Annotated in this window: 23 protein-coding genes and 1 pseudogene; 6 read left to right on the top strand and 18 right to left on the bottom strand. The window is 43.3% G+C overall.

All coding sequences use genetic code 11. The annotated features are described in order from the left end of the window. Positions 1-5 precede the first annotated feature (5 nt). Positions 6-299: a DUF3270 family protein gene (locus I2E70_RS09620; protein WP_003008106.1), complete on the top strand. Its 294-nt coding sequence runs from the start codon at positions 6-8 to the stop codon at positions 297-299. A gap of 284 nt (positions 300-583) precedes the next feature. On the opposite strand, the gene I2E70_RS09615 is transcribed toward I2E70_RS09620, so the two are convergent. The 8 genes from I2E70_RS09615 to I2E70_RS09580 form a co-directional block, all read right to left on the bottom strand. After that, positions 584-1,042 carry a YtxH domain-containing protein gene (locus I2E70_RS09615; RefSeq protein ID WP_021153588.1) on the bottom strand — a complete coding sequence of 153 codons (459 nt, stop codon included), beginning with the start codon at positions 1,040-1,042 and terminating at the stop codon, positions 584-586. A gap of 14 nt (positions 1,043-1,056) precedes the next feature. Then, entirely contained in the window at positions 1,057-1,440 is a 384-nt protein-coding gene (locus I2E70_RS09610; protein WP_013903891.1) for a DUF948 domain-containing protein, read from the bottom strand. Between the two features lie 3 nt (positions 1,441-1,443). Further along, the gene (lgt, locus tag I2E70_RS09605) at positions 1,444-2,226 is read right to left on the bottom strand and encodes a prolipoprotein diacylglyceryl transferase (protein WP_049490958.1); all 783 of its coding nucleotides are present in this window, start codon (positions 2,224-2,226) and stop codon (positions 1,444-1,446) included. Beyond that, entirely contained in the window at positions 2,223-3,155 is a 933-nt protein-coding gene (hprK, locus tag I2E70_RS09600) for an HPr(Ser) kinase/phosphatase (RefSeq protein WP_003008114.1), read from the bottom strand. Before hprK ends, lgt begins: the two co-directional genes overlap by 4 nt. Positions 3,156-3,327: 172 nt before the next feature. Beyond that, positions 3,328-3,702, bottom strand: coding sequence for a hypothetical protein (locus tag I2E70_RS09595; RefSeq protein WP_049490956.1), 375 nt, complete (start codon positions 3,700-3,702; stop codon positions 3,328-3,330). Positions 3,703-3,714: 12 nt separating this feature from the next. After that, positions 3,715-3,996 (bottom strand): PspC domain-containing protein, encoded by a 282-nt coding sequence (locus tag I2E70_RS09590; protein ID WP_003005023.1) that lies wholly within the window; start codon positions 3,994-3,996, stop codon positions 3,715-3,717. Positions 3,997-4,070: 74 nt separating this feature from the next. Beyond that, complete coding sequence (locus I2E70_RS09585) at positions 4,071-4,526, bottom strand: SprT family protein (RefSeq protein ID WP_049490955.1); 456 nt, start codon at positions 4,524-4,526, stop codon at positions 4,071-4,073. Continuing rightward, positions 4,513-6,669: a Tex family protein gene (locus I2E70_RS09580; protein ID WP_416385332.1), complete on the bottom strand. Its 2,157-nt coding sequence runs from the start codon at positions 6,667-6,669 to the stop codon at positions 4,513-4,515. Before I2E70_RS09580 ends, I2E70_RS09585 begins: the two co-directional genes overlap by 14 nt. A 148-nt stretch (positions 6,670-6,817) precedes the next feature. On the opposite strand from I2E70_RS09580, the gene I2E70_RS09575 reads away from it, so the two are divergent. From I2E70_RS09575 to zwf, 4 genes are all read left to right on the top strand, one after another. Further along, positions 6,818-6,967: an SPJ_0845 family protein gene (locus I2E70_RS09575; RefSeq protein WP_173018773.1), complete on the top strand. Its 150-nt coding sequence runs from the start codon at positions 6,818-6,820 to the stop codon at positions 6,965-6,967. Continuing rightward, positions 6,967-7,872 (top strand): permease, encoded by a 906-nt coding sequence (locus tag I2E70_RS09570; RefSeq protein ID WP_045759689.1) that lies wholly within the window; start codon positions 6,967-6,969, stop codon positions 7,870-7,872. Before I2E70_RS09575 ends, I2E70_RS09570 begins: the two co-directional genes overlap by 1 nt. Beyond that, positions 7,869-8,684 carry a TIGR03943 family putative permease subunit gene (locus I2E70_RS09565; RefSeq protein WP_049490953.1) on the top strand — a complete coding sequence of 272 codons (816 nt, stop codon included), beginning with the start codon at positions 7,869-7,871 and terminating at the stop codon, positions 8,682-8,684. The genes I2E70_RS09570 and I2E70_RS09565 overlap by 4 nt, the downstream gene beginning before the upstream one ends. 185 nt (positions 8,685-8,869) lie before the next feature. Further along, the gene (gene zwf, locus I2E70_RS09560) at positions 8,870-10,336 is read left to right on the top strand and encodes a glucose-6-phosphate dehydrogenase (RefSeq protein WP_049490952.1); all 1,467 of its coding nucleotides are present in this window, start codon (positions 8,870-8,872) and stop codon (positions 10,334-10,336) included. A gap of 91 nt (positions 10,337-10,427) precedes the next feature. On the opposite strand, the gene ftsY is transcribed toward zwf, so the two are convergent. From ftsY to yycF, 10 genes are all read right to left on the bottom strand, one after another. Further along, entirely contained in the window at positions 10,428-12,092 is a 1,665-nt protein-coding gene (ftsY, locus tag I2E70_RS09555) for a signal recognition particle-docking protein FtsY (protein ID WP_195424575.1), read from the bottom strand. Beyond that, a complete protein-coding gene (locus I2E70_RS09550; protein ID WP_061591313.1) occupies positions 12,093-12,914 on the bottom strand; it encodes a Cof-type HAD-IIB family hydrolase in 822 nt (273 codons plus the stop codon). Further along, positions 12,911-13,717, bottom strand: a complete 807-nt coding sequence (locus tag I2E70_RS09545; RefSeq protein WP_195424574.1) for a Cof-type HAD-IIB family hydrolase — start codon at positions 13,715-13,717, stop codon at positions 12,911-12,913. Before I2E70_RS09545 ends, I2E70_RS09550 begins: the two co-directional genes overlap by 4 nt. Then, the gene (gene smc, locus I2E70_RS09540) at positions 13,707-17,243 is read right to left on the bottom strand and encodes a chromosome segregation protein SMC (RefSeq protein ID WP_195424572.1); all 3,537 of its coding nucleotides are present in this window, start codon (positions 17,241-17,243) and stop codon (positions 13,707-13,709) included. Before smc ends, I2E70_RS09545 begins: the two co-directional genes overlap by 11 nt. Continuing rightward, complete coding sequence (rnc, locus tag I2E70_RS09535) at positions 17,234-17,935, bottom strand: ribonuclease III (protein ID WP_134974110.1); 702 nt, start codon at positions 17,933-17,935, stop codon at positions 17,234-17,236. The genes smc and rnc overlap by 10 nt, the downstream gene beginning before the upstream one ends. A 99-nt stretch (positions 17,936-18,034) precedes the next feature. Next, complete coding sequence (locus I2E70_RS09530; protein ID WP_195424570.1) at positions 18,035-18,421, bottom strand: YbaN family protein; 387 nt, start codon at positions 18,419-18,421, stop codon at positions 18,035-18,037. A gap of 32 nt (positions 18,422-18,453) precedes the next feature. After that, the gene (locus I2E70_RS09525) at positions 18,454-19,005 is read right to left on the bottom strand and encodes a hypothetical protein (RefSeq protein ID WP_118227949.1); all 552 of its coding nucleotides are present in this window, start codon (positions 19,003-19,005) and stop codon (positions 18,454-18,456) included. A gap of 148 nt (positions 19,006-19,153) precedes the next feature. After that, positions 19,154-19,963, bottom strand: coding sequence for an MBL fold metallo-hydrolase (locus tag I2E70_RS09520; RefSeq protein ID WP_023918725.1), 810 nt, complete (start codon positions 19,961-19,963; stop codon positions 19,154-19,156). A 7-nt stretch (positions 19,964-19,970) separates the two neighbouring features. Beyond that, positions 19,971-21,323 (bottom strand): cell wall metabolism sensor histidine kinase VicK, encoded by a 1,353-nt coding sequence (gene vicK / locus I2E70_RS09515; protein ID WP_195424568.1) that lies wholly within the window; start codon positions 21,321-21,323, stop codon positions 19,971-19,973. Further along, positions 21,316-22,017, bottom strand: coding sequence for a response regulator YycF (yycF, locus tag I2E70_RS09510; protein WP_003008151.1), 702 nt, complete (start codon positions 22,015-22,017; stop codon positions 21,316-21,318). Before yycF ends, vicK begins: the two co-directional genes overlap by 8 nt. Before the next feature lie 884 nt (positions 22,018-22,901). On the opposite strand from yycF, the pseudogene I2E70_RS09505 reads away from it, so the two are divergent. Beyond that, positions 22,902-22,990: pseudogene (locus I2E70_RS09505) on the top strand (DUF389 domain-containing protein); the annotation flags it as partial.

The raw sequence follows: 22,990 nt of genomic DNA, 5'->3' as shown, positions 1-22,990 counted from the left end.
AGAAAATGCCCGTAAGAAATTTAAGACACTATGATGAAGAATTCGATTATATCGAATTAACCAAACAAACCCAAGAAACCCCTATTCAGGACTATGCTCCTGAAGTTGAACCCGCACCTCAATTAAGTGAATTGCTATATTTTTTAAATATCGCTATTTTCTGTGTGTTGACGGTGGTATTTAGTTTTATCTTTTTAGCAACAAAAATGAATACCTTCTTTGCGTTCGCTTTAGCGATTGGTTCTAGCTTTGCTAGTATTCAAGGGTTCCGAATTTACTACAATAAACGAAAAAAATAAAAATCAGGTTCGCCTGATTTTTTTATTTACTCGAATTTTTTTAATTGGAATAACAATTGGAAGACAAAACTTAACTGCCAATTGCCATCTTACCTTCCATAAAAAGAGACTGGGACAAAAGTCCTAGCCTCTCAATTGTTTTTGGATTGTCGAGCAAGACGCAGTGGTTGAGTGGGCTCTACTACGCTGATTTCATCAGCTTTTACAGTCCTACTCAACTGTGCGGAGGTGGGACGACGAAATCGAATTCTAACGAATTACCGATTTCTGTCCCACTCTCTTTTTTATGCTTCTTTTGTTTCTTCTTCAGCTGCTTCTTCAGAATCTTTTTCATCCAACTCTAACACGATGTCTTCTGATTCTGTTTGTTTGCGAATGGATTGAACCAAGTCATTGCCACTTAGATTTTCTTTTTGAAGTTTATCCTTAAATGAGTGATAGACTTCTTGAGATTTTTCAACCACATCTTGCGTCTTTTCTTTGACAGACTCCAAAACAGTTCCTGTCGTAATTTCTCCAGAACCAACTTTTTCTTTGGTTTGTTGGATCACTTCTGCTGCCTGTTTTGAAACATCCTTAGCAGTTTGTTTTACCGATTCATGTACTTCTTGAGGATCTTCTTGATAATCTTTTACGAAGCGCACCACTTTTTTAGTGACTTTCTTTCCTTGCTCAGTTGATAAATAGTAGGCTGCTGAAGCACCTGAAATCACACCAATTAATAAACTAGATAAACGTCCCATATTCTTCCTCGATTCTATTTAAATAATTTTGAAGCCATCTTAATCGCTTTTAATCCGATAGAGGCTTTCACTGTTTTTCCACCAGCTGACACTGCTTTGACACTCAATTGACGGGCTTGATCATTCAAATCTGAAACTGACTCTGAAAGATCCGCCACGGCTGTAAAGAGTGGGTCAATCGTTGCAACTTTTTGATTCAAATCATCCGTTAAAACATTGACTTTTGCCAATAGATCATTGGTTTGATGCAAGGTGACATTGACATCTGATGTCAAAACTTGGATGGTTTTTTGCGTCTCATCTACAACTTTTCCAATCTTTGAGAGGAAAAAAATCATATAAATGACAAGCGCTACTAAGGCAAGGCCTAAGAGGCCGTAGGCAATTTCAATAAACATATGTTACTCCTTTGTTTCTACATAATAAGGGGCTTTTTTGCGACGTTGGTAAAGGATAATGGCAAGTCCAACTAGAATCAGGATCATTGACAACCACTGGGAAACACGTAAGCCTGCAAACATCAAGCTATCCGTCCGCATTCCTTCGATGATCATCCGACCAAAACCATACCAGATAAGGTAAAAGGCTGTGACCTCACCTTGCCGCAAAAATTGGGGCTTCCTCCGAAGAATCAAGATCAAGAGAAATCCTAGCAGATTCCAACTGGATTCATATAAGAAGGTTGGCTGACGGTAACTACCATCTATATACATTTGATCTCGAATAAAAGAGGGCAGGTAGTTGAGACTTTTAACAGCAGCTCCATAAGCTTCCTGGTTAAAGAAGTTTCCCCAGCGACCAATACTCTGTGCAATCATGACGCTTGGGGCCGCAATATCTAAGAAATCAATTGGCTCAATCAAGCGTCTACGAGAGAATAGATAGAGGACAAGGGCACCTGTCAAGAGGCCACCATAAATCGCGATTCCTCCGTTCCAGATGGCGAAAATCTCACCCAGGTGCTGGCTATAGTAACCCCATTCGAAAATAACGTAATAGAGTCTAGCCCCCACAATCGCAAGCGGAAAGGCGATCAAAATGAAATCAATGATAGCATCTGGATCAATTTTTTTACGGGGCGCTTCTTTCATTGAAAGATAAACGGCTAGAATCAAGCCAGAGACAATACAAATCGCATACCAACGAATACTGATCGGACCTAATTGAAGGGCTACTGGATTCATTCCTTCACCTCATTTTGACTAATCAACTGGGACAAACGTTCTTCAAAAGTTTTGGTAGCATCATAGCCCATTTCTTTGGCACGAACATTCATAGCTGCGGCTTCGATCACGACCGAAATGTTCCGACCAGTCTTCACAGGGATGCGAATCCGAGGAATGGTCACGCCACCGATTTCCAACTCTTCTGCATTATTACCAAGACGATCATAGACCTGATCCTTAGCATAATTTTCCAAGTAAACAGCGATTTGGACTTGTGAAGAATCCTTGACAGCACTGGCTCCGTAGAGACTCATGACATCGATAATCCCTACACCACGGATCTCTAGTAAGTGGCGTAGGATTTCAGCTGGCTCTCCCCAAAGGGTCATCTCATCTCTCGCATAGATATCGACTCGGTCATCTGCTACGAGGCGGTGCCCCCGCTTGACAAGTTCCAGACCTGTCTCGCTTTTTCCGATTCCGCTATCTCCTTGGATCAAGACACCCATCCCATAAATATCCATCAAGACACCGTGTACACTCGTGCGTTCTGCTAGCCGACTATCCAAATAGCTAGAAAGCTCTCCAGATAAACGACTGGTTGCAACATTGCTCTTCAAAATGGCCAGTTGCTTCTCTTCAGCAGCACGCAACATTTCTTCTGGAATTTCTAAATTCCGCGCGACAATGATGACAGGTGTCTCTGGCTGGAACATCTTGCGCAAGACCTGATGACGGTTGTGAGAGCTCATCTTCACAAGGTAGGACCATTCTTTCATTCCTACAAGCTGAATCCGCTCAGGTGTGTAATAGTCGAAATAGCCCGTCATTTCAAGACCTGGACGTGAAATGTCCGCAGTCGTAATTTCCTTGCTTAAGAGGCTATCATCCCCATAAACAACCGATAGACGAAGCTTTTCCTGTATATCGCGAACAGTAACTGCCATATCATTCTCCCTTTTCAAATTCTCTCTCTATTATAGCAGATTTTCTCTTCAGACGAGAGACTGAAGTGTCATTTGAAAGATCCATTTTCAACTCCTTTTTAAGGCAAGCAAAAAGAGGCCGAGACAAAGGTCTCCAACCTCTAGGAAATGATGGGAACATATGAAGAATGCTCTAGCCTTGGCCTTGCAAAAAATCTTTGATCATAGATTTGATTCCGGTAGAGACCGCATAGACCACCGCATTTGAAGGAAATGCGATCAAGCCAAGCATAAAAGCGTAAGGTCCTCCCCCCATTAAGGACAAAACCAGATACAAAATCGGAAGAAATAAAATCGAAAACCGATAAATTTGTGGCTTTCTAGCCATTTCTGTTGGAAGAAACAAGAGGTAGAAAAGACTATTCCAAATGCCCAGTGGAAAAAGGAGCATTCCCATCAAAACTGTTCCAACTCCTTCACCAAAAACACGATTTAAAATGAAAAACTGTCCTATAAAACTGAAGAAGAGATATAGAATAAAAGCAAGGGAATAAAACTTCTGCTTCACCCGGATCTCCTTTTAGAAAAATGGGCTATCATTCTGATCATGGATGGGTTCAGCCTCTTTTCTTCGACGAGGTCGAGGGCCATAGTCAAACATTTCCTGCTCCTCCTCGTCCTTATAAGGCAAGGTCGTATCTAACAGTAAATAGATAATCACACCGATAAAGGCATGAGAAACCGTGAAAAGAATAAACAAGAAGCGTAGGAGAGTTACACTAAGACCAAATTTATCAGCTAAGCCAGCTAGCACACCTGAAACCAGGCGATGTCGTTTTAATTTGTAAAATGATGATGTCATTTGATTTTCCTCTTTCTAGTTAGACCTATTTTAGCAGAGTCTAACTGGAAAGAGATCCGCCTAAAGACCGATTCTTACTCTTGTCTCATTTCAAGGAATTGCAGGCGGCTGTGACAGCGACCGCAGGCATATTTCTTCAGATCGATTTTTCGCTTTCGTCTATACTCTTGGCCACAATGGGGACATTGATAGAGATAGATCCGCTTGACTCCCCCAGTTCTATCTGGTAGAGGAGGTGTGAAACGAAGACCGTCCACTTGCTGGAGGAGTTGCTTAAAGGCTAGATCTTTGTGGCGATACCCTTTACCTTGATCGTAAAGATGGTAATGGCAGAGCTCGTGGCGGACGATTTTGCGAAAGACCTCTAACCCGAAAGCTTGGTATATTTTCGGGTTGAAATCAAGGTGTCGATCCTTGGGAAAGAAACGACCTCCAGTGGTTTGAAGACGTGAATTCCACTCTGCTTGATGGCGGAATTCTCTCCCAAAATCTTCTAGGGATACTTGGCGTACATACTCAGTCAGATTCATTCGGAGCTACCAAACTGAGATTGACTTTTTCGCGTTCCACATCAATCTTCTTCACCCAGACGGTTACCAAATCACCTACTGAGACGACCTGGCTTGGATGCTTGATAAACTGCTTGCTCATATGGGAGATATGAATCAAGCCATCTTCGTGAATGCCAATATCGACAAAGGCCCCAAAGTCAACCACATTGCGCACAACCCCTTCTAATTTTTGGCCAATATGCAGGTCTTTAATATCCAAGACATCCTGACGGAGCACAGGTGCATCAAAGGAATCCCGCAAATCGCGACCTGGTTTTAGGAGATCGGCAATGATATCTTTCAGGGTTTCTGGTCCCAGATCCAGCTGAGTAGACATCTCCTTTATGTTCACAGCTTTTAATTTTTCATGAGCTGATGCATCGAGTTCGGTAATTTCAAGAAGCTGAAAAAGTTTTTCAACTTCCTTGTAACTTTCAGGGTGAACGCCGGTATTGTCCAAGATATTTTTACTTTCAGGAATGCGTAAGAATCCAGCCGCTTGCTCGAAAGCCTTGGCGCCGAGACGAGGGACTTTTTTAATCTGTGCTCGTGAAAGAATCATTCCTTCTTCTTCCCGGTATTTCACAATATTTTCAGAGATGGTTTTATTGAGTCCTGCTACATGGGCTAAGAGAGAGGGACTAGCCGTATTGATATTGACCCCAACTTGGTTGACGACAGTATCTACCACGAAATCCAAGCTTTCTGTCAGTTTTTTCTGATTGACATCGTGTTGGTATTGACCGACACCGATGGATTTGGCATCGATTTTCACCAATTCTGCTAGCGGATCTTGCAGGCGGCGGGCAATGGAGATGGCCGAGCGTTTTTCAACGGTTAGCTCTGGGAACTCATGACGGGCCAATTCACTAGCTGAGTAGACAGAAGCTCCGCTTTCATTAACAATAACATAGCGAACTCCTGGATGGTCATGGAGCACTTCTGCGACAAAGGCCTCACTTTCACGGCTAGCTGTTCCATTTCCAATTGCAATAATCTCTACTCCGAACTCCTTGATCAAGGAAGACAGTTCCTTTTTAGCCTGCTCGATCTGAGCTGGTTTTGCAGGAGCAACTGGATAGATGACCTGGGTGGCAAGCATCTTTCCTGTCTCATCGACAACGGCTAGTTTAGCACCTGTCCGAAAGGCTGGGTCAAATCCAAGGACCACGCGCCCTTTTAATGGAGGAATGAGCAATAGATTCCGTAGATTCTCAGAGAACAATTGAATGGCTCCGTCTTCTGCCACCTCCGTCAACTCTGTCCGAATCCGACGTTCAATCGCAGGAACGATTTTTTTCTTAACCGCTTGTTGAATAACTTCATCGACATAGGCATTTTTCGTTTTAAAACGAGCCTCAAAAATACGAATGATCCGATCCAGTTGATGCTCGAATCCAACTTTGAGAACGCCCAATTTTTCCCCACGATTGAGCGCCAGGGTCCGGTAGCCTTGCATACTCTTGATCTTCTCAGAAAAATCATAATAGATTTCAAAGGTTCTCTTAGGATCTAAGCTTTCATCCTTCAAGGTTGATGTCATGAGGGAATGCCCATGAATTTCTTGATAGGTGAGGGCCCGTAATTGGGTATCCTCTGAAATAGCTTCTACCAGAATATCCACTGCACCAGCTAAAGCCGCAGTTTCAGTTGGGAAGGCCTCACAGGTAAATTTCTGAGCCTCTGCTTCCAAGTCTGGACTATTTTGCAAAATGAGACGTGCCAAAGGAAAAAGTCCTGCTTCTCGAGCAATCGTCGCCTTGGTCCGCCGTTTTTCCTTATATGGGAGATAAAGCTCTTCGACATCCGCTAATTTTTCAGCAGCCTCAATAGCCCGCTTGAGCGCCTCTGTCAATTTGCCTTGTTCCTCAATCTTAGCAAGGACGGTTTCCTTTCGTTCAGCCAGAGCCGTTAACAATTTGTCCCGGTCAATAATGGCCTTGATCGCTACTTCATCTAAATTTCCCGTCATATCTTTTCGATAGCGAGCAATGAAAGGAATAGTTGAGCCTTCTGCGGTCAGACTCAATACGGTATCGATTTGTTTTAAGCTAACACCCAATTCTTGGGCTATTTTTTCATATTTATCCATAGCTTCTATTATAGCATATTTTGCTGCCATCAAGGGGTGAGATCGCCTGTTCTGGTCTCTGTTTCAGGGATTTTTCATAGAATAATTTTGACCCTCATGTTCTTTCCTTTTATGCTCCATTTCCCCCTTGCTCTTTCCTTTTTGTTATAATGAAAGAAAATAAAAAGGAGGCCCAACAATGGCTATTAAATTCTCAAAAACAGATGATCTTGATAAAATGTTTGAAAATTTTGCGAGTTTTCCGGATGTAGAAAAGAAAGTAGAATTTCCTGAAGAAAAAAAGAAGGCAGAAACTGCTACAGCTAAAGAAGCAAAGAAGGTTAAGTAATGACATTCTTTCAACACCTTCCCTCTAGCGTCTTGCAGGCTGGGGCTATTTTTCTCTCGATTATTATCGAGGCCCTACCGTTTGTCCTAATCGGAAGTATCATTTCAGGGATTATTGAGGTCTATATCACCCCCGAGAGGGTCTACCGCTTTCTTCCCAAAAATAAATTTGGGCGGATCTTCTTTGGGACTTTTATCGGCTTTATCTTTCCTTCCTGTGAATGTGGAATTGTTCCCATTATCAATCGCTTTCTAGAAAAGAAAGTCCCAAGTTATACTGCTGTTCCCTTTCTGGTGACAGCACCGGTCATCAATCCCATCGTTCTCTTTGCGACCTACTCAGCCTTTGGGAATTCTGTTAAGATGGCCCTCTACCGCGCCCTTGGTTCCTTGCTTGTCGCAACAGTACTAGGGATCTTCCTTGGCTTTATTCAGACAGATTCGATCCAAAAAGAACATCGCAAACCTGTGCATGAACATGATTTTAGGGACTTGAGCAAAGGCCAAAAGCTCTTTCAAGTCTTGGTGCAAGCCATTGATGAATTCTTTGATACAGGACGTTACCTGGTATTTGGTTGTCTCTTTGCCAGCCTCGTCCAAGTCTATGTCCCAACACGGATCCTTACCTCGATCAGTGCGACACCGGTTATTGCTATTCTCCTCCTTATGGTCTTGTCCTTCCTCCTCTCACTTTGTAGCGAGGCGGACGCCTTTATCGGCTCTTCTCTTTTGAGTAGTTTTGGAGTAGCGCCTGTGCTTGCCTTTCTGGTGATTGGGCCTATGCTTGATGTCAAAAATCTCCTCATGATGAAAAATTATCTCAAAACCCGTTTTATCTGGCAATTTATCGGGATTGTGAGTGGAGTTGTGCTCCTTTATGCTTGGTTTGTGGGGGTAGTGCTATGATTCGTTTCTTGATATTAGCTGGCTATTTTGAGCTCACTATGTACCTGCAATTATCTGGTAAGCTCAATCAATACATCAACTTACACTATTCTTACTTGGCTTATATTTCCATGTTCTTGTCCTTTGTTTTAGCTCTTGTGCAGCTGATCATCTGGGTCAAGCAGATGAAGATCCACAGTCATCTCTCTAGCTTCTGGGCAAAAGTGGCGAGTATTTTCTTGCTCTGTATTCCTTTATTTGTCGGGCTATTTTTCCCTACAGTGACACTGGATTCCCAAACAGTCTCTGCCAAAGGCTACCACTTCCCGGTTGCTGCTGGTTCTTCCAAGGAAATCCAGCAGGACGAAGGAACAACTACCCAGTATCTCAAACCAGATACTAGTAGCTATTTTACTAAGTCCGCCTATGAGTCAGAGATGAAGCAGGCAGCTAAGAAATATGTTGATAAAAAGGTGATCCAGGTGACTACTGAAAATTATATGGAAGTCATGGAAGTTATTTATGATTATCCAGACCAATTTGCGGGAAAGACCATCGAGTTGACCGGTTTTGTATACAATGACCCTAATAACAAAGACAGTCAATTCCTCTTTCGCTTTGGGATCATCCACTGTATCGCAGACTCGGGTGTCTACGGTCTTTTAACGACCGGTGCTCCTCAACATTTTGACAACAATACCTGGATCCATGCAAAAGGAACCTTGTCCATTGAATACCACAAACAGCTCAAGCAAAGCTTGCCTGTCCTCCACATTACGGATTGTCAAACCATTACAAAACCATCTAATCCTTATGTCTACCGCGTATTCTGATGGAGCTTCCCTTGTAGATCCAAACACCTTATAAAACTTCTAGCTAGAATCCACATTGGTTCTAGCTTTTTCTATGCTGTCTACTCAAATCCCATCGGAAAATATTCGGAACAACGATTCCAGCAAAGAAATCTTGTAGATTTTATGGTAAAATATGGTTAATAAAATAGGAAATAGGTACTTAAATGTCTTCAAAAGTTATTGTAACCATTTTCGGGGCCAGTGGAGATTTAGCCCATCGCAAACTCTACCCATCCCTTTTTAGACTCTATAAATCAGGAAATCTATCTGAACACTTTGCAGTGATCGGAACAGCCCGCAGACCATGGAGCAAAGAATATTTTGAATCAGTCGTGGTAGAATCCATCACAGACCTCGCAGATAGCCCTCAACAAGCCCAAGAATTCGCCAGTCATTTCTACTATCAAAGTCATGATGTCAATGATACCGAACATTACATCGCTCTGCGCGAATTGCAAAATAGCTTGGATGAAAAATACCAAACAGAACACAACAAGGTCTTCTTCTTATCCATGGCTCCTCAATTTTTTGGAACCATTGCTAAACACCTGAAATCAGAAGGGATTGTGGATGGACAAGGCTTTGAGCGCTTGATTGTTGAAAAACCTTTTGGTACAGACCTAGAAACGGCTAGTCAGCTCAACAAAGAATTGGAAGAAACCTTTGATGAGGAGCAAATCTTCCGAATTGACCACTACCTTGGCAAAGAAATGATCCAAAATATCTTTGCCATCCGTTTTGGGAATCTCATTTTTGACAACCTCTGGAACCGAGACTTTATTGACAATATCCAAATTACCTTTGCTGAACGCCTGGGGGTTGAAGAACGCGGTGGCTACTATGATCACTCGGGGGCCCTTCGAGATATGGTGCAAAACCATACCCTTCAGCTGTTGTCTTTGCTTGCTATGGATAAACCAGCCACCTTTACTAAGGATGCGATTCGGGCAGAAAAAGTTAAAGTTTTTGAGCAATTGCACAATCCAACAGATGACGAATTGAAGAAATTCTTTATCCGTGGTCAATACCATTCAGGTACGATCGAAGGGAAAAAAGATATCTCTTATCGCAGTGAGCCCAATGTCGACCCTGAGTCTACTACAGAGACCTATGCTTCTGGTGCGTTCTTTGTTGATAGCGATCGCTTCCGCGGTGTGCCTTTCTTCTTCCGTACCGGAAAACGCTTGACCCAAAAAGGAACCATGGTCAATGTGGTCTTCAAGCAAACTGACTCCATCTTTGGACCTAGCTTGCAACCAAATGTTTTGACCATTTATATCCAACCAAATGAAGGTTTCTCTTTGAGCATCAACGGAAAAGAGGTCGGAGAAAAATTCAGTATCGCACCAATTTCCTTTGACTACGAAACAGATGCGACCGCAACTGGGGCTTCACCAGAGCCTTATGAGAAATTAATTTTCGACGTTTTGAACAATGACTCAACCAATTACAGCCACTGGCACGAAGTCCGTGCTTCATGGCAATTGATTGACCGGATTGAAAAACTATGGGCTGAAAATGGAGCTCCGCTCTATGAATACAAGTCAGGGTCCATGGGACCAACTGCATCCGATGATCTCCTTGCAGAATACGGAGCTGAATGGGTTTGGAAACCTGAACCTAAGAATTAAGGAAAGCCACCTTCGGGTGGTTTTTTTGATAGCGCAAGGAAACAAAAAGACAAATTGTTCTTCCAACAATTTGTCTTTTTCTATTTGACTCTTAAATCAAGCCTTCCAAGAGACCTCTCATGAAGTTTTCTGAGTGGAATGGTCCGATGTCATCAATCTTTTCTCCGAATCCAATCAACTTCACTGGGATGTCCAACTCCTCACGGATCGCAAGGACGACCCCACCTCGAGCCGTTCCATCGATCTTGGTCAATACAATTCCTGTCACAGGCGTAATTTTTGAAAATTCTTTAGCTTGCACCAAGGCATTTTGACCAGTTGATGCATCGAGGGCCAGCAAGGTTTCATGCGGTGCATCAGGTACCACACGCTTGATAATGCGGCCGATTTTTTCAAGCTCGGCCATGAGGTTGTCCTTATTTTGCAGACGCCCCGCCGTATCAATCATCAGAACATCGATGTTTTCAGCGATCGCGCGTTCCATTCCATCAAAGACGACACTAGCAGGATCTGATTTTTCAGGACCTGTCACAACTGGAACATCTACGCGGCGTCCCCATTCTGCCAGTTGAGCTACTGCTCCTGCACGGAAAGTATCTGCTGCAACCAACATGACTTTCTTGCCTTCTTGTTTGTAGCGGTGGGCTAATTTCCCGATAGAGGTTGTTTTACCAACTCCATTGACCCCAACAAAGAGCATGACCGTAAGACCGTCTTGAAAACGAATGGCTTCATTAAACTGGCCATCCTTTTCATACAAGTCCACCAATTTTTCGATGATCACGCGCTTGAGAGCATCTGGTTTTTTGGCATTTTCCAAACGGGCTTCATAGCGCAACTCTTCGGTTAAATTAGAGGCCACTTGAACCCCAACGTCACTCATGATCAAGAGTTCTTCCAATTCTTCAAAGAATTCTTCATCGACTGAACGGAAATTGGCAAAGAAGGCATTGAGGCGTGCTCCAAATCCAGTTCGTGTCTTTTTCAAGCTACGATCGTATTTTTCCTGAATGGTTTCTTGCTGAGGCTCAATCTCGTCTGGAATTGGCTCTTCTGCCTCTTCAACAGTTCTTTCCTCAACGGTTGATGTTGCTTCTCCTTGAGGAAGTCTGGACTCAGCTTCTGCCACTTCTGAAGTTTCCTCCACTTGAGCAATCGCTTCTGATACTTCAGGTTCTGAAACCTCATCCTGAGCGTCTACTAGTTCTGGAGCCTTCTCTTCTGTCGTGCTCCCTTCTACTAGCTCAGTTTCAGATGATGGAGAGACAATTGGTAACTCTTCTTCCATTTCTGAACCATTAGCCCCATCAGCTTCCTCACCATCTTCAGTTTCTTCCGCTTCAATTTTCACTTCTTCAAGAGGCTCAATCTCCTCCGTTTCATCAGCTAGTGGTGAAACTTCTTGAGGACTTGCTTCTGTTTGAGCAGGTTCAAAGGCCACTGGAGACTCCTCTTCTGGTTCCTGGTCTTCATGAGTCTCTGAAGTCACATTTTCTTCAACAAGAGGTTCTTCTAATGGCTCTTCTTGAGTGACGGTTGAAACAGTTTGATGTGTGGCTGCAATCCGCGCTTTAAGCTCTTGGTAGTAAGCCTCCATATCAGCGATTTTTTGCTCTTCCTTGTCATTTGAGACAGCCGTCGTCGGCTCCTCTTTGACAACTTCTTCAATCTCATTACTTTCCGTCACTTCTTCAGTAGACGGAAGCACTTTTTCAGTTTCTTCTTTTTTTCCAAATAAACGATCAAATAATCCCATTTATTCACTCTCCTTTAGCACATAATTTTCAATCGCCCATGCGACGGCATCTTGGTCATTGGTCACAGGGGCCACAAGCGTTGCAACTTCCTTCACTGCTGGAATCGCATTGCCCATGGCAACCCCCAGTCCAGCCCATTGTATCATAGACAGGTCATTGGCTTCATCTCCACAGGCCATGACTTGATCTGCCTCAAGACCCAAAATAGAAGCCAGAGCTGCTAAGCCCGTTGCCTTATGAACATTTTTAGGGCACCATTCCAGCAACATTTCCCGAGATTTAAAAATTTCATAGTCTTGAAATAAGTCCGGCTTGATCTGCTTGATCGCTGCATCTAAAAAGTCTTGATCGACTGCTGTCACACACTTGTTGTAGGAAATCGTGGATGGCAGGTCTTTAAAATCTGTTTCAATAAAGTTCAGGTAGGGATTGTAAAGGGAATAGAGAGACTTTCGATCTGCATGAATCTCATAAACCGTTCCCTCACTGATCGCATCCAGCGGAAGTCCGAGACGGGCTGTTTCATCATGAATGGTTGCGACATCTTCTGGTGCCAAGACAACTTTCGAGAGGATTTCTCCATTATTTCGCTGCACCAAACCACCGTTGAAGGTAATTGTATACTCTTCTTTGAGGCCTGCTGTTCCCAATTCTTCTAAAAGAAAATCCATGGCTTTCAAGGGGCGACCAGTGGTTAGAACCACCTTGACACCTTGGGCCTGTGCAGCAGCGAGAGCTGCTCTATTGCGAGGGGAGATCTTTTTTTCAGAATTGAGAAGGGTCCCATCTAAATCCAGCGCAATCAAGGAAATCTGACTCATACGATTTCCTCCATGTAGCGCAAGACAGAACCCGTCGCATGGTGGCCGATGACTGTTTCAGCAATCGCTAAGATTTCAGGACGTGCATTTTCTGGCGCTACAGGATGGCCCACGACTTGCATCATATGGAGGTCATTTAGGTTATCCCCAAAAGCCATCACCTGATCCATCGAGATCCCTAGTTTATCCGCTAAGGCGGTAATCGCCACTCCTTTATCGACATAATCGAGGACAATATCAATCGATTCAAAACCTGTCGTCATTGCTTTGACGCCTGGGATATTCTCAGTGACCCATTGCTCTCCTTCAAGAACAAGAGCTGCATCAAAGTTGGTGGTCAATTTGAAGATTTCATCTTGAATATCCACTAGGCTTTTCACTTTTTGAATGTTTTCATTGTAGTGCTGACTCAAGGCCAGATAGTCGGGATCTACTGTTTCCAAGACATAGCTCCCTTTTTTCCCAGTCAAAAGCAGTTTATTCGGATCTGCATAAGGGGAAGCTTTCAAAGCCTCAAAAACACCCAAATAAAAGTCTTTGGACATGGTCGCTTCGTAGAGATCTTCTCCATGAAATTCTACCACACTACCATTTTCAGCAATGAAAATCATCTGGTCTTCAAATCCTTTAAAGAGGGATTTGAGAGAAAGCAGGGCACGGCCACTCGCAGCAGCAAAATAGATGCCTTTTTCTTTGCAGCTTGCTAATACCTTGCGTAAAAGGTCTTGATCGTACTGATGTTGGGCATTTAGAAAGGTTCCATCCATATCCGTAGCGATCAATTTAATATCATTATTCTTCATTTTCTAAGTCTTTCAATTTTACTGAGACGATTTTAGAAACCCCAGATTCCTGCATGGTCACACCATAGATGGAATCTGCAGCTGACATGGTTCCCTTCCGGTGCGTCACGACAATAAATTGGCTTTCCTTATCAAAGCGGTTCAGATAATCTCCAAAGCGCTTGACATTGGCCTCATCTAGGGCAGCCTCTACCTCATCTAGAATGACAAATGGAATGGTCTTGACACGAATAATCGAGAACAGGAGAGCCAAGGCAGACAAGGCCTTTTCTCCACCACTCATGAGGTTTAAGGATTGGATTTTTTTACCAGGTGGCTGCACAGAAATCTCAACACCAGCTGTCAGAAGATCTGGCTCTGTCAGAATCAAATCAGCAGAACCCCCACCAAACATTTGACGGAAAGTGACTTTAAAGGATTCACGAATGGCTTCAAAAGTTGATTTAAAGCGTTCCTTGACCTCGTCATTCATGTCGTTGATGGTAGACAGAAGCATATTTTTCGCAGCCAAGACATCCTCACGCTGGCTGGAAAGGAAATCAAAGCGTCCCTTCACCTCATCGTACTGCTCGATCGCATCCACATTGACTGGACCAAGAGCCTTAATATCTTTTTCGATGCTCTTGAGCTGGTTTTCAGCTGCAGCAAGATTTTCAACAGGTTTGGCCTGTTCTTTGGCTTGGTCAAAGCTTTGCATGAATTCATCGGTAATTTGCGTTAAGAGCTTGTTCAAACGATCCGCATGCTTTTCACGTGTCGCTTCAGCCTTGGCTTGTTGACGAATCCACTCTTCGTTTTTCTTGCGCGCTTGTTCCATCTGTTCTGCCACATCTTCGGCCTGGCCTTCCAAATCATCTAGTTCAAAGCGTTTCCGAATGACCCCTTGTTCCAGTTCCGTTTTCTTGGCTTGGGCCTGTGTCAATTGGTTGGCTAGCTGCTCTACATCCACTGTCTGAACTTTGGCCTCGCCTTGTTCAATCAGCAATTGCAACTGATGCTCTTCTACTTCCAACTGGGAGATCGTTTCTTCCAAGCGACGAGCATCTGTTTGCTCATAGCTTTGTTGGCTCAACCATTCCGTCTGTTGAAGTCGCAATTCTGCCAATTGCTCTTGCAAGTTTTGTACTTTTTGTTGCAGGACATCTTTGTCCGACTTCATGGTTTCAATGTCGCGATTCAGATTTTCTTTTTGAAGCTCAATTTTTGCTAATTGCTCAGTAAGGGATTCCAGCTCTTCTTGGAGAGACTGGGTCGCATCTGTTGCCAATTCTGACTTCAAAGCTTCTAAGAGTTCCTGAATTTCTTTCAGTTGCTCTTGGCTTTGTTGGTAGGCCAATTGGGCCCGCTGTTGCTCTAGACGCGCTTGCTCACCTTGGCTTTGAATAGAGGCCAGGTATTCTTGCGCTTGCTTAAGCAGATTGTCCTTGGTCTCTACCTCCTGCTCTGCTTCTCTTAAACGAGCATCCAGAGCTTGCATTTCCTGTTTTAAACTATCTAATTCTGGTTTGACAAAGACTGTATTTTGGGAACGATTGGCACCACCGGCGTAAGATCCACCCGTCCGCAATTCGGTCCCATCTAGGGTCACGATCCGAACTTGATAGTTGACTGTACGAGCCGCCTCACGCGCATGCTCCGTCGTGTCAAAGATGGCCGTTACCCCAAGCAAGTTTTGGAAAATCTGTTCAAAACGATTTTCATAAGTCACCAAGTCACTCGCAATTCCTAAAAATCCTGTACTGGTTTGAATCAACTCCAGATTCCGAGGAGAGAGTTGACGGGCTTTGATCGTCGTTAGCGGAAGGAAGGTTGCCCGTCCTAAGCGATTGCGTTTCAAGTAGTCAATCGCTCGTGTTGCGGCCTTTTCATCCTCGACAATGATCTGTTGGCTACTAGCTCCCAGAGCAATTTCAAGCGCCGTCTGGTAGTCTTTTGAAAAACTCAAATTCTCACTAACAGCCCCACAGATGCCTCCTAGACGGTCCGCTTCTTGCAAGACACTCTTGACACCTGCATAGAAGTTACTATGGTTCTTCTGAATGGCTTCCAAACTATTGATCCGCGCCCGTTTGTTTTTGCTCTCATCCATCAAGTCAAACATAGCCGTTTGAGCCTCTTGGTAGGCAGCTTTGGCCTGCTCCACTTTTACCAATTGATTTTGGTATTCTGCTAATAGACCTTTGACCGTCGCTTGTGCCTGATCCAACTCCTCCAATTGTCGAACTTCTTTTTCCTTGGCAGCTTCAAAATTGGATTGCGCCTTGATCAAGTCCTCTTGACGATGACTAGATTCTTGTAGGAGTGCTTGGATCCGGCTCTCAATAGCTGTCCGCTCATTAGATTTTTCGGCTTCTGTCTGTAAGAGCTCCACATACTGCTCACGTAGATGCTCAATGACTTGTTCCGGATCTTCTTCATAGTTGGCTAATTCTTTTTCCAGCTCTTCTTGTTGCTGACGGTTCTCTGTCAGCCTTTGTTGAAGCACAGCTAACGTCTCTTGTTTTTGAGCCAGCTCTTGTTTCGCTTCTTCCAGACGGGCCAAAACAGCATCCAGCCGCTCAAGATTTTCCCTGCGACTATGGGCTGCTTGACTCGATTGCAACTTAGCTACTTCGATTTGCTTTTCTAAATCACTGATCAAACGAGTGACCTCAAGCAAGCTGGCCTGGTCCTCAGCTAAGCTCTCATCCAACTGATGACGGGCTTTCTTGATACGTACATTATCTTCTTCTAAGACCTGACGACGTTGGTAATAAGAGGCCAACTTTTCTTGAATGGCCTTTTCTTCTTGATCAGCCTTTTCGTAGAGCTCTTTTGTCAAATCAACTTGAGCGACCAAAACATCCAGCAAGAGAACCTGCCGTTCTTGATCTAATTTCAAGAAACGGCGAGCGACAGTCGCTTGCTTTTCAAGAGGTTGGATCTGTCCTTCTAATTCATAGAGGATGTCCTCCAGACGGTCCAAATTCTCCTGGGTTTGGTTGAGTTTGGTCTCCGTTTCCTTGCGCCTCGTCTTAAATTTCAAGACACCAGCAGCTTCCTCAAAGATAGCCCGGCGTTCTTCCGGTTTGGAGTTAAAGATTTCCTCTACACGACCTTGGGAGATAATGGAGAAAGAATCCCGTCCCAATCCCGTATCCATGAACAAATCATGCACATCTCTGAGACGTACTTTCTTACCATCGATCTTGTACTCGCTGTCTCCCGAACGATAAATATGGCGTTCGACCCGAATTTCTTTCCCTGCCTGCTTGATAAAACCATCTTGGTTATCTAAGACAACTGTGACACAGGCATAATTCAGCGGTTTACGCGATTCTGTCCCTGCAAAGATGACATCGGGCATCTTGCCCCCACGTAGACTCTTGACACTGGATTCCCCCAGGGCCCAGCGCAAGCTCTCCGTGATATTTGATTTTCCAGATCCATTAGGCCCTACAACGGCAGTGACCCCTTTGTCAAATACGACTTTTGTCTTATCCGCAAAGGATTTAAAGCCTTGGATTTCAATCTCTTTTAGATACATGGCCCATCATTCCTCGTTTCAACTGCATTGCGGGCTGCTTCCTGCTCCGCTAACTTCTTGGAACGACCATGACCATGTCCCATCGTTTGACCGTTCACGAATACTTCTACTTCAAACTCTTTCGCATGAGCTGGACCGGACTCGCTAACCACTTGGTATTGGATCTCCACATCTCCGTGAACCTGTAACAGTTCTTGCAGGCGGGTCTTGTAGTCAATGACTTGAGAAAATTGACCCGTTTCAACCTTTGGAATCATGACCTGATAGATGAAGCGTTTGACTGCTTCCACTCCTTGATCCAGTAAAAGAGCACCTAAAAAGGCTTCAAATAAGTCACCAAGAATCGTATCACGGTCCCGACCACCAGATTTTTCTTCGCCCTTGCCCAGTTTGATGAAATGGTCAAATTGGCAATCCCGAGAAAAGCCAGCCAAACTCTCTTCACGGACAATCATGGAACGGAATTTGGACAAATCTCCCTCCGGTCTGTTTGGGTGTTCCTTATACAAATATTCGGAAATAACTAATTGAAGAACAGCGTCTCCTAAAAATTCCAAACGTTCGTTATGTGAAATTTTTAAGAGGCGGTGCTCATTGGCATAAGACGTGTGTGTAAAAGCTGTATCTAATAAACTGCTATCTGAAAAAACGATCTGAAACCGTTCCGATAACAGGGTTTGTAATTTCTCCATAGGAAGCCTACTTTCTAATAAATTCATACCTTTAAGTATACCAAAAAAGAAGCACGAACGCACTTCTTTTCCTAGTTCTAGGGCCTGATTTCTCCATTTTTAATCAGGATGTTCTTCTGTTGGTTTTTCAGGCTTATTGGGGATCACTTTTAAGAGATAATAGGTGATAAAAATCGTCAAAGCCCCTAGAGCAAGCTTCACCCAAATAATCGTTGCCAGAAAGATCGAAATCCCCATCAGAATGTAGATCTGAAGAAGGATCCATTTCTTCCGTTCTTTGGCAATCGATTTGGTCTCTCGGTAATCCGCTACATAGGTTTGATAAAGCTTGGTTTGGTAGAGCCACTCTTCAAAGCGTTTGGAACTTTTAGCAAAGCAGGCCATCGATAGCAGTAAAAAGGGAGTCGTCGGTAAAATCGGTAATGGAATCCCAATAATTCCTAATCCCAAAGACATAAAACCAATCGTAAGATAAACAAGGCGCATTTACTTCTCCTTTGTATGATTCCTTTTTGTTATCATTCCGCAAACATCATATCGGATAGTTGAAGCTTCATCTTAGATGGATCTGACATTCCATCCACAATCCTCTGTTGTTCCTCATTCAATGGCAACAATATCAAAGTTGCTGAATGAGATGGTAATTCGCCGCTATCCTTGATGAAATAACTTACCTTTTGATTATCAAAAATAGTCTTTCCATCATAAGACCAAGAAATTGAAAAATTCAAATCTTTCTTGATATCCACATCTGTCTTATTGACCAACATGAGCGCTGCTCTTCCTTCAGATACAGCCCCAGTATAGTAGACTACCATATGACCTTCACTACCAACTTCAGGATGTTCCTTAACCAATTTTCTTCCTAGCTCGATGAGATCAGACGTCTTTCCTTCATATTGAGGGGCCACCACAAATTTCAAACCTTTTTCTTCTTTATCTTTAGAAGACTCTGATACTTTTGTTTCCTTCGTCGTTTGATTGGAAGTCGACTCTTTCGTATCTTGCATAGACTGACTACAAGCAGTTAAAGCAACCAAACTAGCTAGTAATAACATCATTTTTTTCATTTATTATCTCTCCTCTACTCTCGTGACTCTCACTCAGAATTCGTTCTTTCCTATCATACACGAATTTTGGGTAAAGAGCAAATTCAGTACTAGATATAGATTTCCTCAAATAGGCATATAAAAAACCACCCGCAGGTGGTTTTCCATCTTATATCTTCGTCAATGGAGTTGCGGTATCTGGTGAGGTGTCTAACACCTCAAAATCATGGCCAACAGCTAGATCTGCTCGAGCCAGTTGATTCTCCATGGTCATATGGGCCAATTCTTTGATATTGTTCTCTTTTGACAAATGCCCCAGATAAATCTTCTTGGTACGATTTCCCAAGGTTCGGATCATGGCATCTGCACCATCTTCGTTAGAAAGGTGGCCTAGGTCTGACAAGATCCGCTGCTTCAAGCGCCAAGCATACGAACCTGCTCGAAGGATCTCTACATCATGGTTGGACTCAATCAGATAGCCATCCGCATCCGCGACGATTCCTGCCAAGCGGTCGCTCACATAGCCCGTATCCGTCAGCATGACGAAGCTCTTGCCATCCTTCATAAAGCGATAGAATTGAGGGGCAGCAGCATCGTGACTGACCCCAAAACTTTCGATATCGATATCGCCAAATGTCTTGGTCTTCCCCATTTCAAAAATGTGCTTTTGAGCATCATCGACCTTGCCTAGATACTTGGTGCCTTCCATAGCCTTCCAAGTTGCTTCATTAGCATATAGATCCATGCCATATTTCCGCGCTAAAACACCCACACCATGAATATGGTCTGAGTGTTCGTGCGTAATCAAAATGGCATCTAAGTCTTCTGGTTTGCGATCAATTTCAGCCAATAGTCCCGTAATCTTTTTCCCTGATAACCCTGCATCAATAAGCAGTTTTTTCTTTGGCGTCTCAAGGTAGAAAGAATTCCCACTAGAACCTGAAGCTAAAATACTATACTTAAATCCCTCTTCTGTCATTGACTCCTTATTCTTCCTCTTCTGTATCCCAGTCGTCTTTAATAGCGTCTTTATCGTACGGCAAGACAATGGTAAAGGTAGATCCCTTGCCATATTCACTCTTGGCCCAAATAAAGCCTTTGTGTTGCTTAACGATCTCCTTAGCAATGGCTAAGCCCAGACCAGTCCCTCCTTGGGCCCGGCTACGCGCCTTATCCACTCGGTAAAAGCGATCAAAAATGCGTGGCAAGTCTTTCTTTGGAATCCCCAAGCCCTCATCTGAGATGGAGATAATCAACTGGGCATCTGTCGTTTTCATCCCTACCTTGATCTTTCCACCATCAGGTGAGTACTTGATGGCATTGTTCAAGATATTGTCGATTACCTGGGTCATTTTATCCGTATCAATTTCAACCCAAATCGGGGTGATTGGATATTCACGGATCAGTTCATACTTCTTGGTATCTTCTTGCGATTGACTCTTGATCTTATCAAACCGGTTTAAAATAAAGGTAATAAAGGCCGTAAAGTTGGTCAACTCGATGTCCAACTGACTAGTTTCATTATCGATTCGTGACAAGCTCAAAAGATCTGTGACCATACGCATCATGCGGTTGGTTTCATTGAGTGAAACCTTGACAAAATCTGGTGCCACCGGCTCTGACAAAGCGCCATCATCTAGGGCTTCCAGATAGGATTTCACACTGGTCAAAGGTGTTCGCAGTTCATGACTTACATTGGAGACAAAGAGACGACGTTCCCGTTCTTCCTTGTCCTGCTCTGTCGTATCGTGCAAGACAGCTACCAGACCAGAGATAAAACCTGACTCGCGACGAATCAAGGCAAAGCGCACACGAAGGCTTAAGTATTCTCCATTTTCATCCTGGGAATCGATGGTTAACTCTGGTACTTCAGTAATCAAGCTTCGCAGGTCATAGTCGTCTCCAAGCGAAAGCAAATCTAAAATACTGGTATTGAGCACCTCATCTGGATTGACATTCAATTGCTTGGCTGCCATTTCATTGACCATGATGATCTGACCCCGTCTATTGGTAGCAAGCACTCCATCTGTCATATAAGCTAGAATACTAGTCAGCCGCTTGGTTTCCTGCTCAAGGTTTTCATGCGTCAGACGAATGACCTCAGATAGATCATTGATACTGTTGGTCATATCGGTCAGCTCTGGGCTTCCTTGCATGTCGACCACTTCAGAGTAATCCCCAGCAATCAGATCTTTAATTTTGGCGTTTAGTTGTCGGAGCTTGATATTGTCCCTACGGTTTTCTAGGAGAAGCAAGGCAACTACAATGATAAACCCAACCGTAATCAGAACAAAGACAAAGTTCGACGACATGACAAATTGTTTTATTAGATCAATCATTGTTTCTCATATAATATCCGACACCACGGCGGGTCAAGATATATTCTGGACGCCCCGGTGTGTCCTCGATTTTTTCACGCAACCGACGAACCGTCACGTCCACTGTCCGAACATCACCAAAGTAATCATAGCCCCACACCGTCTCAAGAAGGTGTTCACGGGTCATCACTTGACCGACATGGGTCGCAAGGTGATAGAGCAATTCAAACTCACGATGGGTCAAGTCCAATTCTTTGTTGCCTTTTTGAACCAAGAAGGCATCTGGAAGAATGTGAAGATCACCAATGACAATTTCCGTATCGGCCTCATTTTCAAGCTGAGGATCAGCCGCAAACTCCGAACGACGCAACAAGGCCTTCACACGCGCTTGCAATTCCCGATTAGAGAAGGGTTTGGTCACATAGTCATCCGCACCAATTTCAAGTCCGATAACCTTATCAAATTCTGTATCTTTGGCAGAAAGGACAATGATGGGCACATTGCTGGTCTTGCGAATGGTACGCGCCACTTCCAGACCATCAATCTCTGGCAACATCAAATCTAGAATAATAATATCCGGATTCTCAGCCGCAAAGACTTCCAAAGCTTCCCGGCCATCAAAGGCTGTCAAGACTTCATAGCCCTCTTTTGCCATGTTAAATTTGATAATATCTGAAATTGGTTTTTCATCATCAACTACTAATATTTTTTTCATCTTACATACCTGTTTCTAATGCTTCTTTTCCTAATCAATCTCTATCTTCTTATTATATCAAACTTATGAAGAAATGTGGAGCCTCAATTGCTGGACTTTCCAATAAGAAAGGGTAAAAAAGACCGAGAAGTTAAAATCTCAGTCTCAGAAAAAACGAATGATATGTAGAAGATAAAATCACTTGAGTGATTCTAAAAAAAGTTAATTTCCTACTTGCTATAGCTAATAAATCATATTTAGAAAACTTTCCGTCGTGAGAAAAGTGAGAGTGGGACAGAAATCATAGCCTCTTAATTGTTTTTGGATTGTCGAGCAAGACGCAGTGGTTGAGTGGGCTCTACTACGCTGATTTCATCAGCTTCTACAGCCCTACTCAACTGTGCGGAGGTGGGACGACGAAATCGAATTCTAACGAATTACCGATTTCTGTCCCACTCTCACTCGGGAGTTTTGGAACTTCATAGAAGTTCGCTGACGTTCTTACTCACCTAAGGGAAGGTTTTTTAGATTGTTTTATCCTTAATCTTTTTATTTTTTCATTATTTCTCAACACGTGATTTGTTGGCGATATCTGCTAGGATTGCTGCTACAAACTCATACTGTTTAAACATTAAAACGGTATCTACTTTCAGAGGAGATATCGTTTTTCTTCTTCAGATAAGGAGACAAAAATTTCTTCCTTTCTCTATCTTTTAAATGAATTGATTTCTTCAGAGAAAGAATGTAAAATTTTTGATATAATATGCAGGATGGACTGATGGATATTTAAAAGATAATGTTCAAAAGAATCACAGGTAAGAATTAAAAACATGTCAGTTTGGACAGAAGTCTCTCTACCATCATCCATGCAGAAACAAGATTATATGAAATAAAAGGAGTAACCAATGTCCGGAAACTATTCAACACGGGAATACCGTGAGAAATTATACGATGACCTTCATGTTCGATTGAGAGATACAGCGATTTTGATGTG

The sequence above is a fragment of the Streptococcus parasanguinis genome (genome assembly GCF_015556095.1).
Classification (GTDB): Bacteria; Bacillota; Bacilli; order Lactobacillales; family Streptococcaceae; genus Streptococcus; species Streptococcus parasanguinis_Q.
The sequence above is the reverse complement of the archived record's forward strand: the minus strand, read 5'-3'. Positions and strand labels throughout refer to the sequence as shown.

Bases quoted from the DNA above. Each gene is read 5' to 3' on its own strand.
- I2E70_RS09620 (WP_003008106.1), top strand. From the start codon at position 6: ATGCCCGTAAGAAATTTAAGACACTATGATGAAGAATTCGATTATATC.
- I2E70_RS09615 (WP_021153588.1), bottom strand. From the start codon at position 1,042: ATGGGACGTTTATCTAGTTTATTAATTGGTGTGATTTCAGGTGCTTCA.
- I2E70_RS09610 (WP_013903891.1), bottom strand. From the start codon at position 1,440: ATGTTTATTGAAATTGCCTACGGCCTCTTAGGCCTTGCCTTAGTAGCG.
- lgt (WP_049490958.1), bottom strand. From the start codon at position 2,226: ATGAATCCAGTAGCCCTTCAATTAGGTCCGATCAGTATTCGTTGGTAT.
- hprK (WP_003008114.1), bottom strand. From the start codon at position 3,155: ATGGCAGTTACTGTTCGCGATATACAGGAAAAGCTTCGTCTATCGGTT.
- I2E70_RS09590 (WP_003005023.1), bottom strand. From the start codon at position 3,996: ATGACATCATCATTTTACAAATTAAAACGACATCGCCTGGTTTCAGGT.
- I2E70_RS09585 (WP_049490955.1), bottom strand. From the start codon at position 4,526: ATGAATCTGACTGAGTATGTACGCCAAGTATCCCTAGAAGATTTTGGG.
- I2E70_RS09580 (WP_416385332.1), bottom strand. From the start codon at position 6,669: ATGGCAGCAAAATATGCTATAATAGAAGCTATGGATAAATATGAAAAA.
- I2E70_RS09575 (WP_173018773.1), top strand. From the start codon at position 6,818: ATGGCTATTAAATTCTCAAAAACAGATGATCTTGATAAAATGTTTGAA.
- I2E70_RS09570 (WP_045759689.1), top strand. From the start codon at position 6,967: ATGACATTCTTTCAACACCTTCCCTCTAGCGTCTTGCAGGCTGGGGCT.
- I2E70_RS09565 (WP_049490953.1), top strand. From the start codon at position 7,869: ATGATTCGTTTCTTGATATTAGCTGGCTATTTTGAGCTCACTATGTAC.
- zwf (WP_049490952.1), top strand. From the start codon at position 8,870: ATGTCTTCAAAAGTTATTGTAACCATTTTCGGGGCCAGTGGAGATTTA.
- ftsY (WP_195424575.1), bottom strand. From the start codon at position 12,092: ATGGGATTATTTGATCGTTTATTTGGAAAAAAAGAAGAAACTGAAAAA.
- I2E70_RS09550 (WP_061591313.1), bottom strand. From the start codon at position 12,914: ATGAGTCAGATTTCCTTGATTGCGCTGGATTTAGATGGGACCCTTCTC.
- I2E70_RS09545 (WP_195424574.1), bottom strand. From the start codon at position 13,717: ATGAAGAATAATGATATTAAATTGATCGCTACGGATATGGATGGAACC.
- smc (WP_195424572.1), bottom strand. From the start codon at position 17,243: ATGTATCTAAAAGAGATTGAAATCCAAGGCTTTAAATCCTTTGCGGAT.
- rnc (WP_134974110.1), bottom strand. From the start codon at position 17,935: ATGGAGAAATTACAAACCCTGTTATCGGAACGGTTTCAGATCGTTTTT.
- I2E70_RS09530 (WP_195424570.1), bottom strand. From the start codon at position 18,421: ATGCGCCTTGTTTATCTTACGATTGGTTTTATGTCTTTGGGATTAGGA.
- I2E70_RS09525 (WP_118227949.1), bottom strand. From the start codon at position 19,005: ATGAAAAAAATGATGTTATTACTAGCTAGTTTGGTTGCTTTAACTGCT.
- I2E70_RS09520 (WP_023918725.1), bottom strand. From the start codon at position 19,963: ATGACAGAAGAGGGATTTAAGTATAGTATTTTAGCTTCAGGTTCTAGT.
- vicK (WP_195424568.1), bottom strand. From the start codon at position 21,323: ATGATTGATCTAATAAAACAATTTGTCATGTCGTCGAACTTTGTCTTT.
- yycF (WP_003008151.1), bottom strand. From the start codon at position 22,017: ATGAAAAAAATATTAGTAGTTGATGATGAAAAACCAATTTCAGATATT.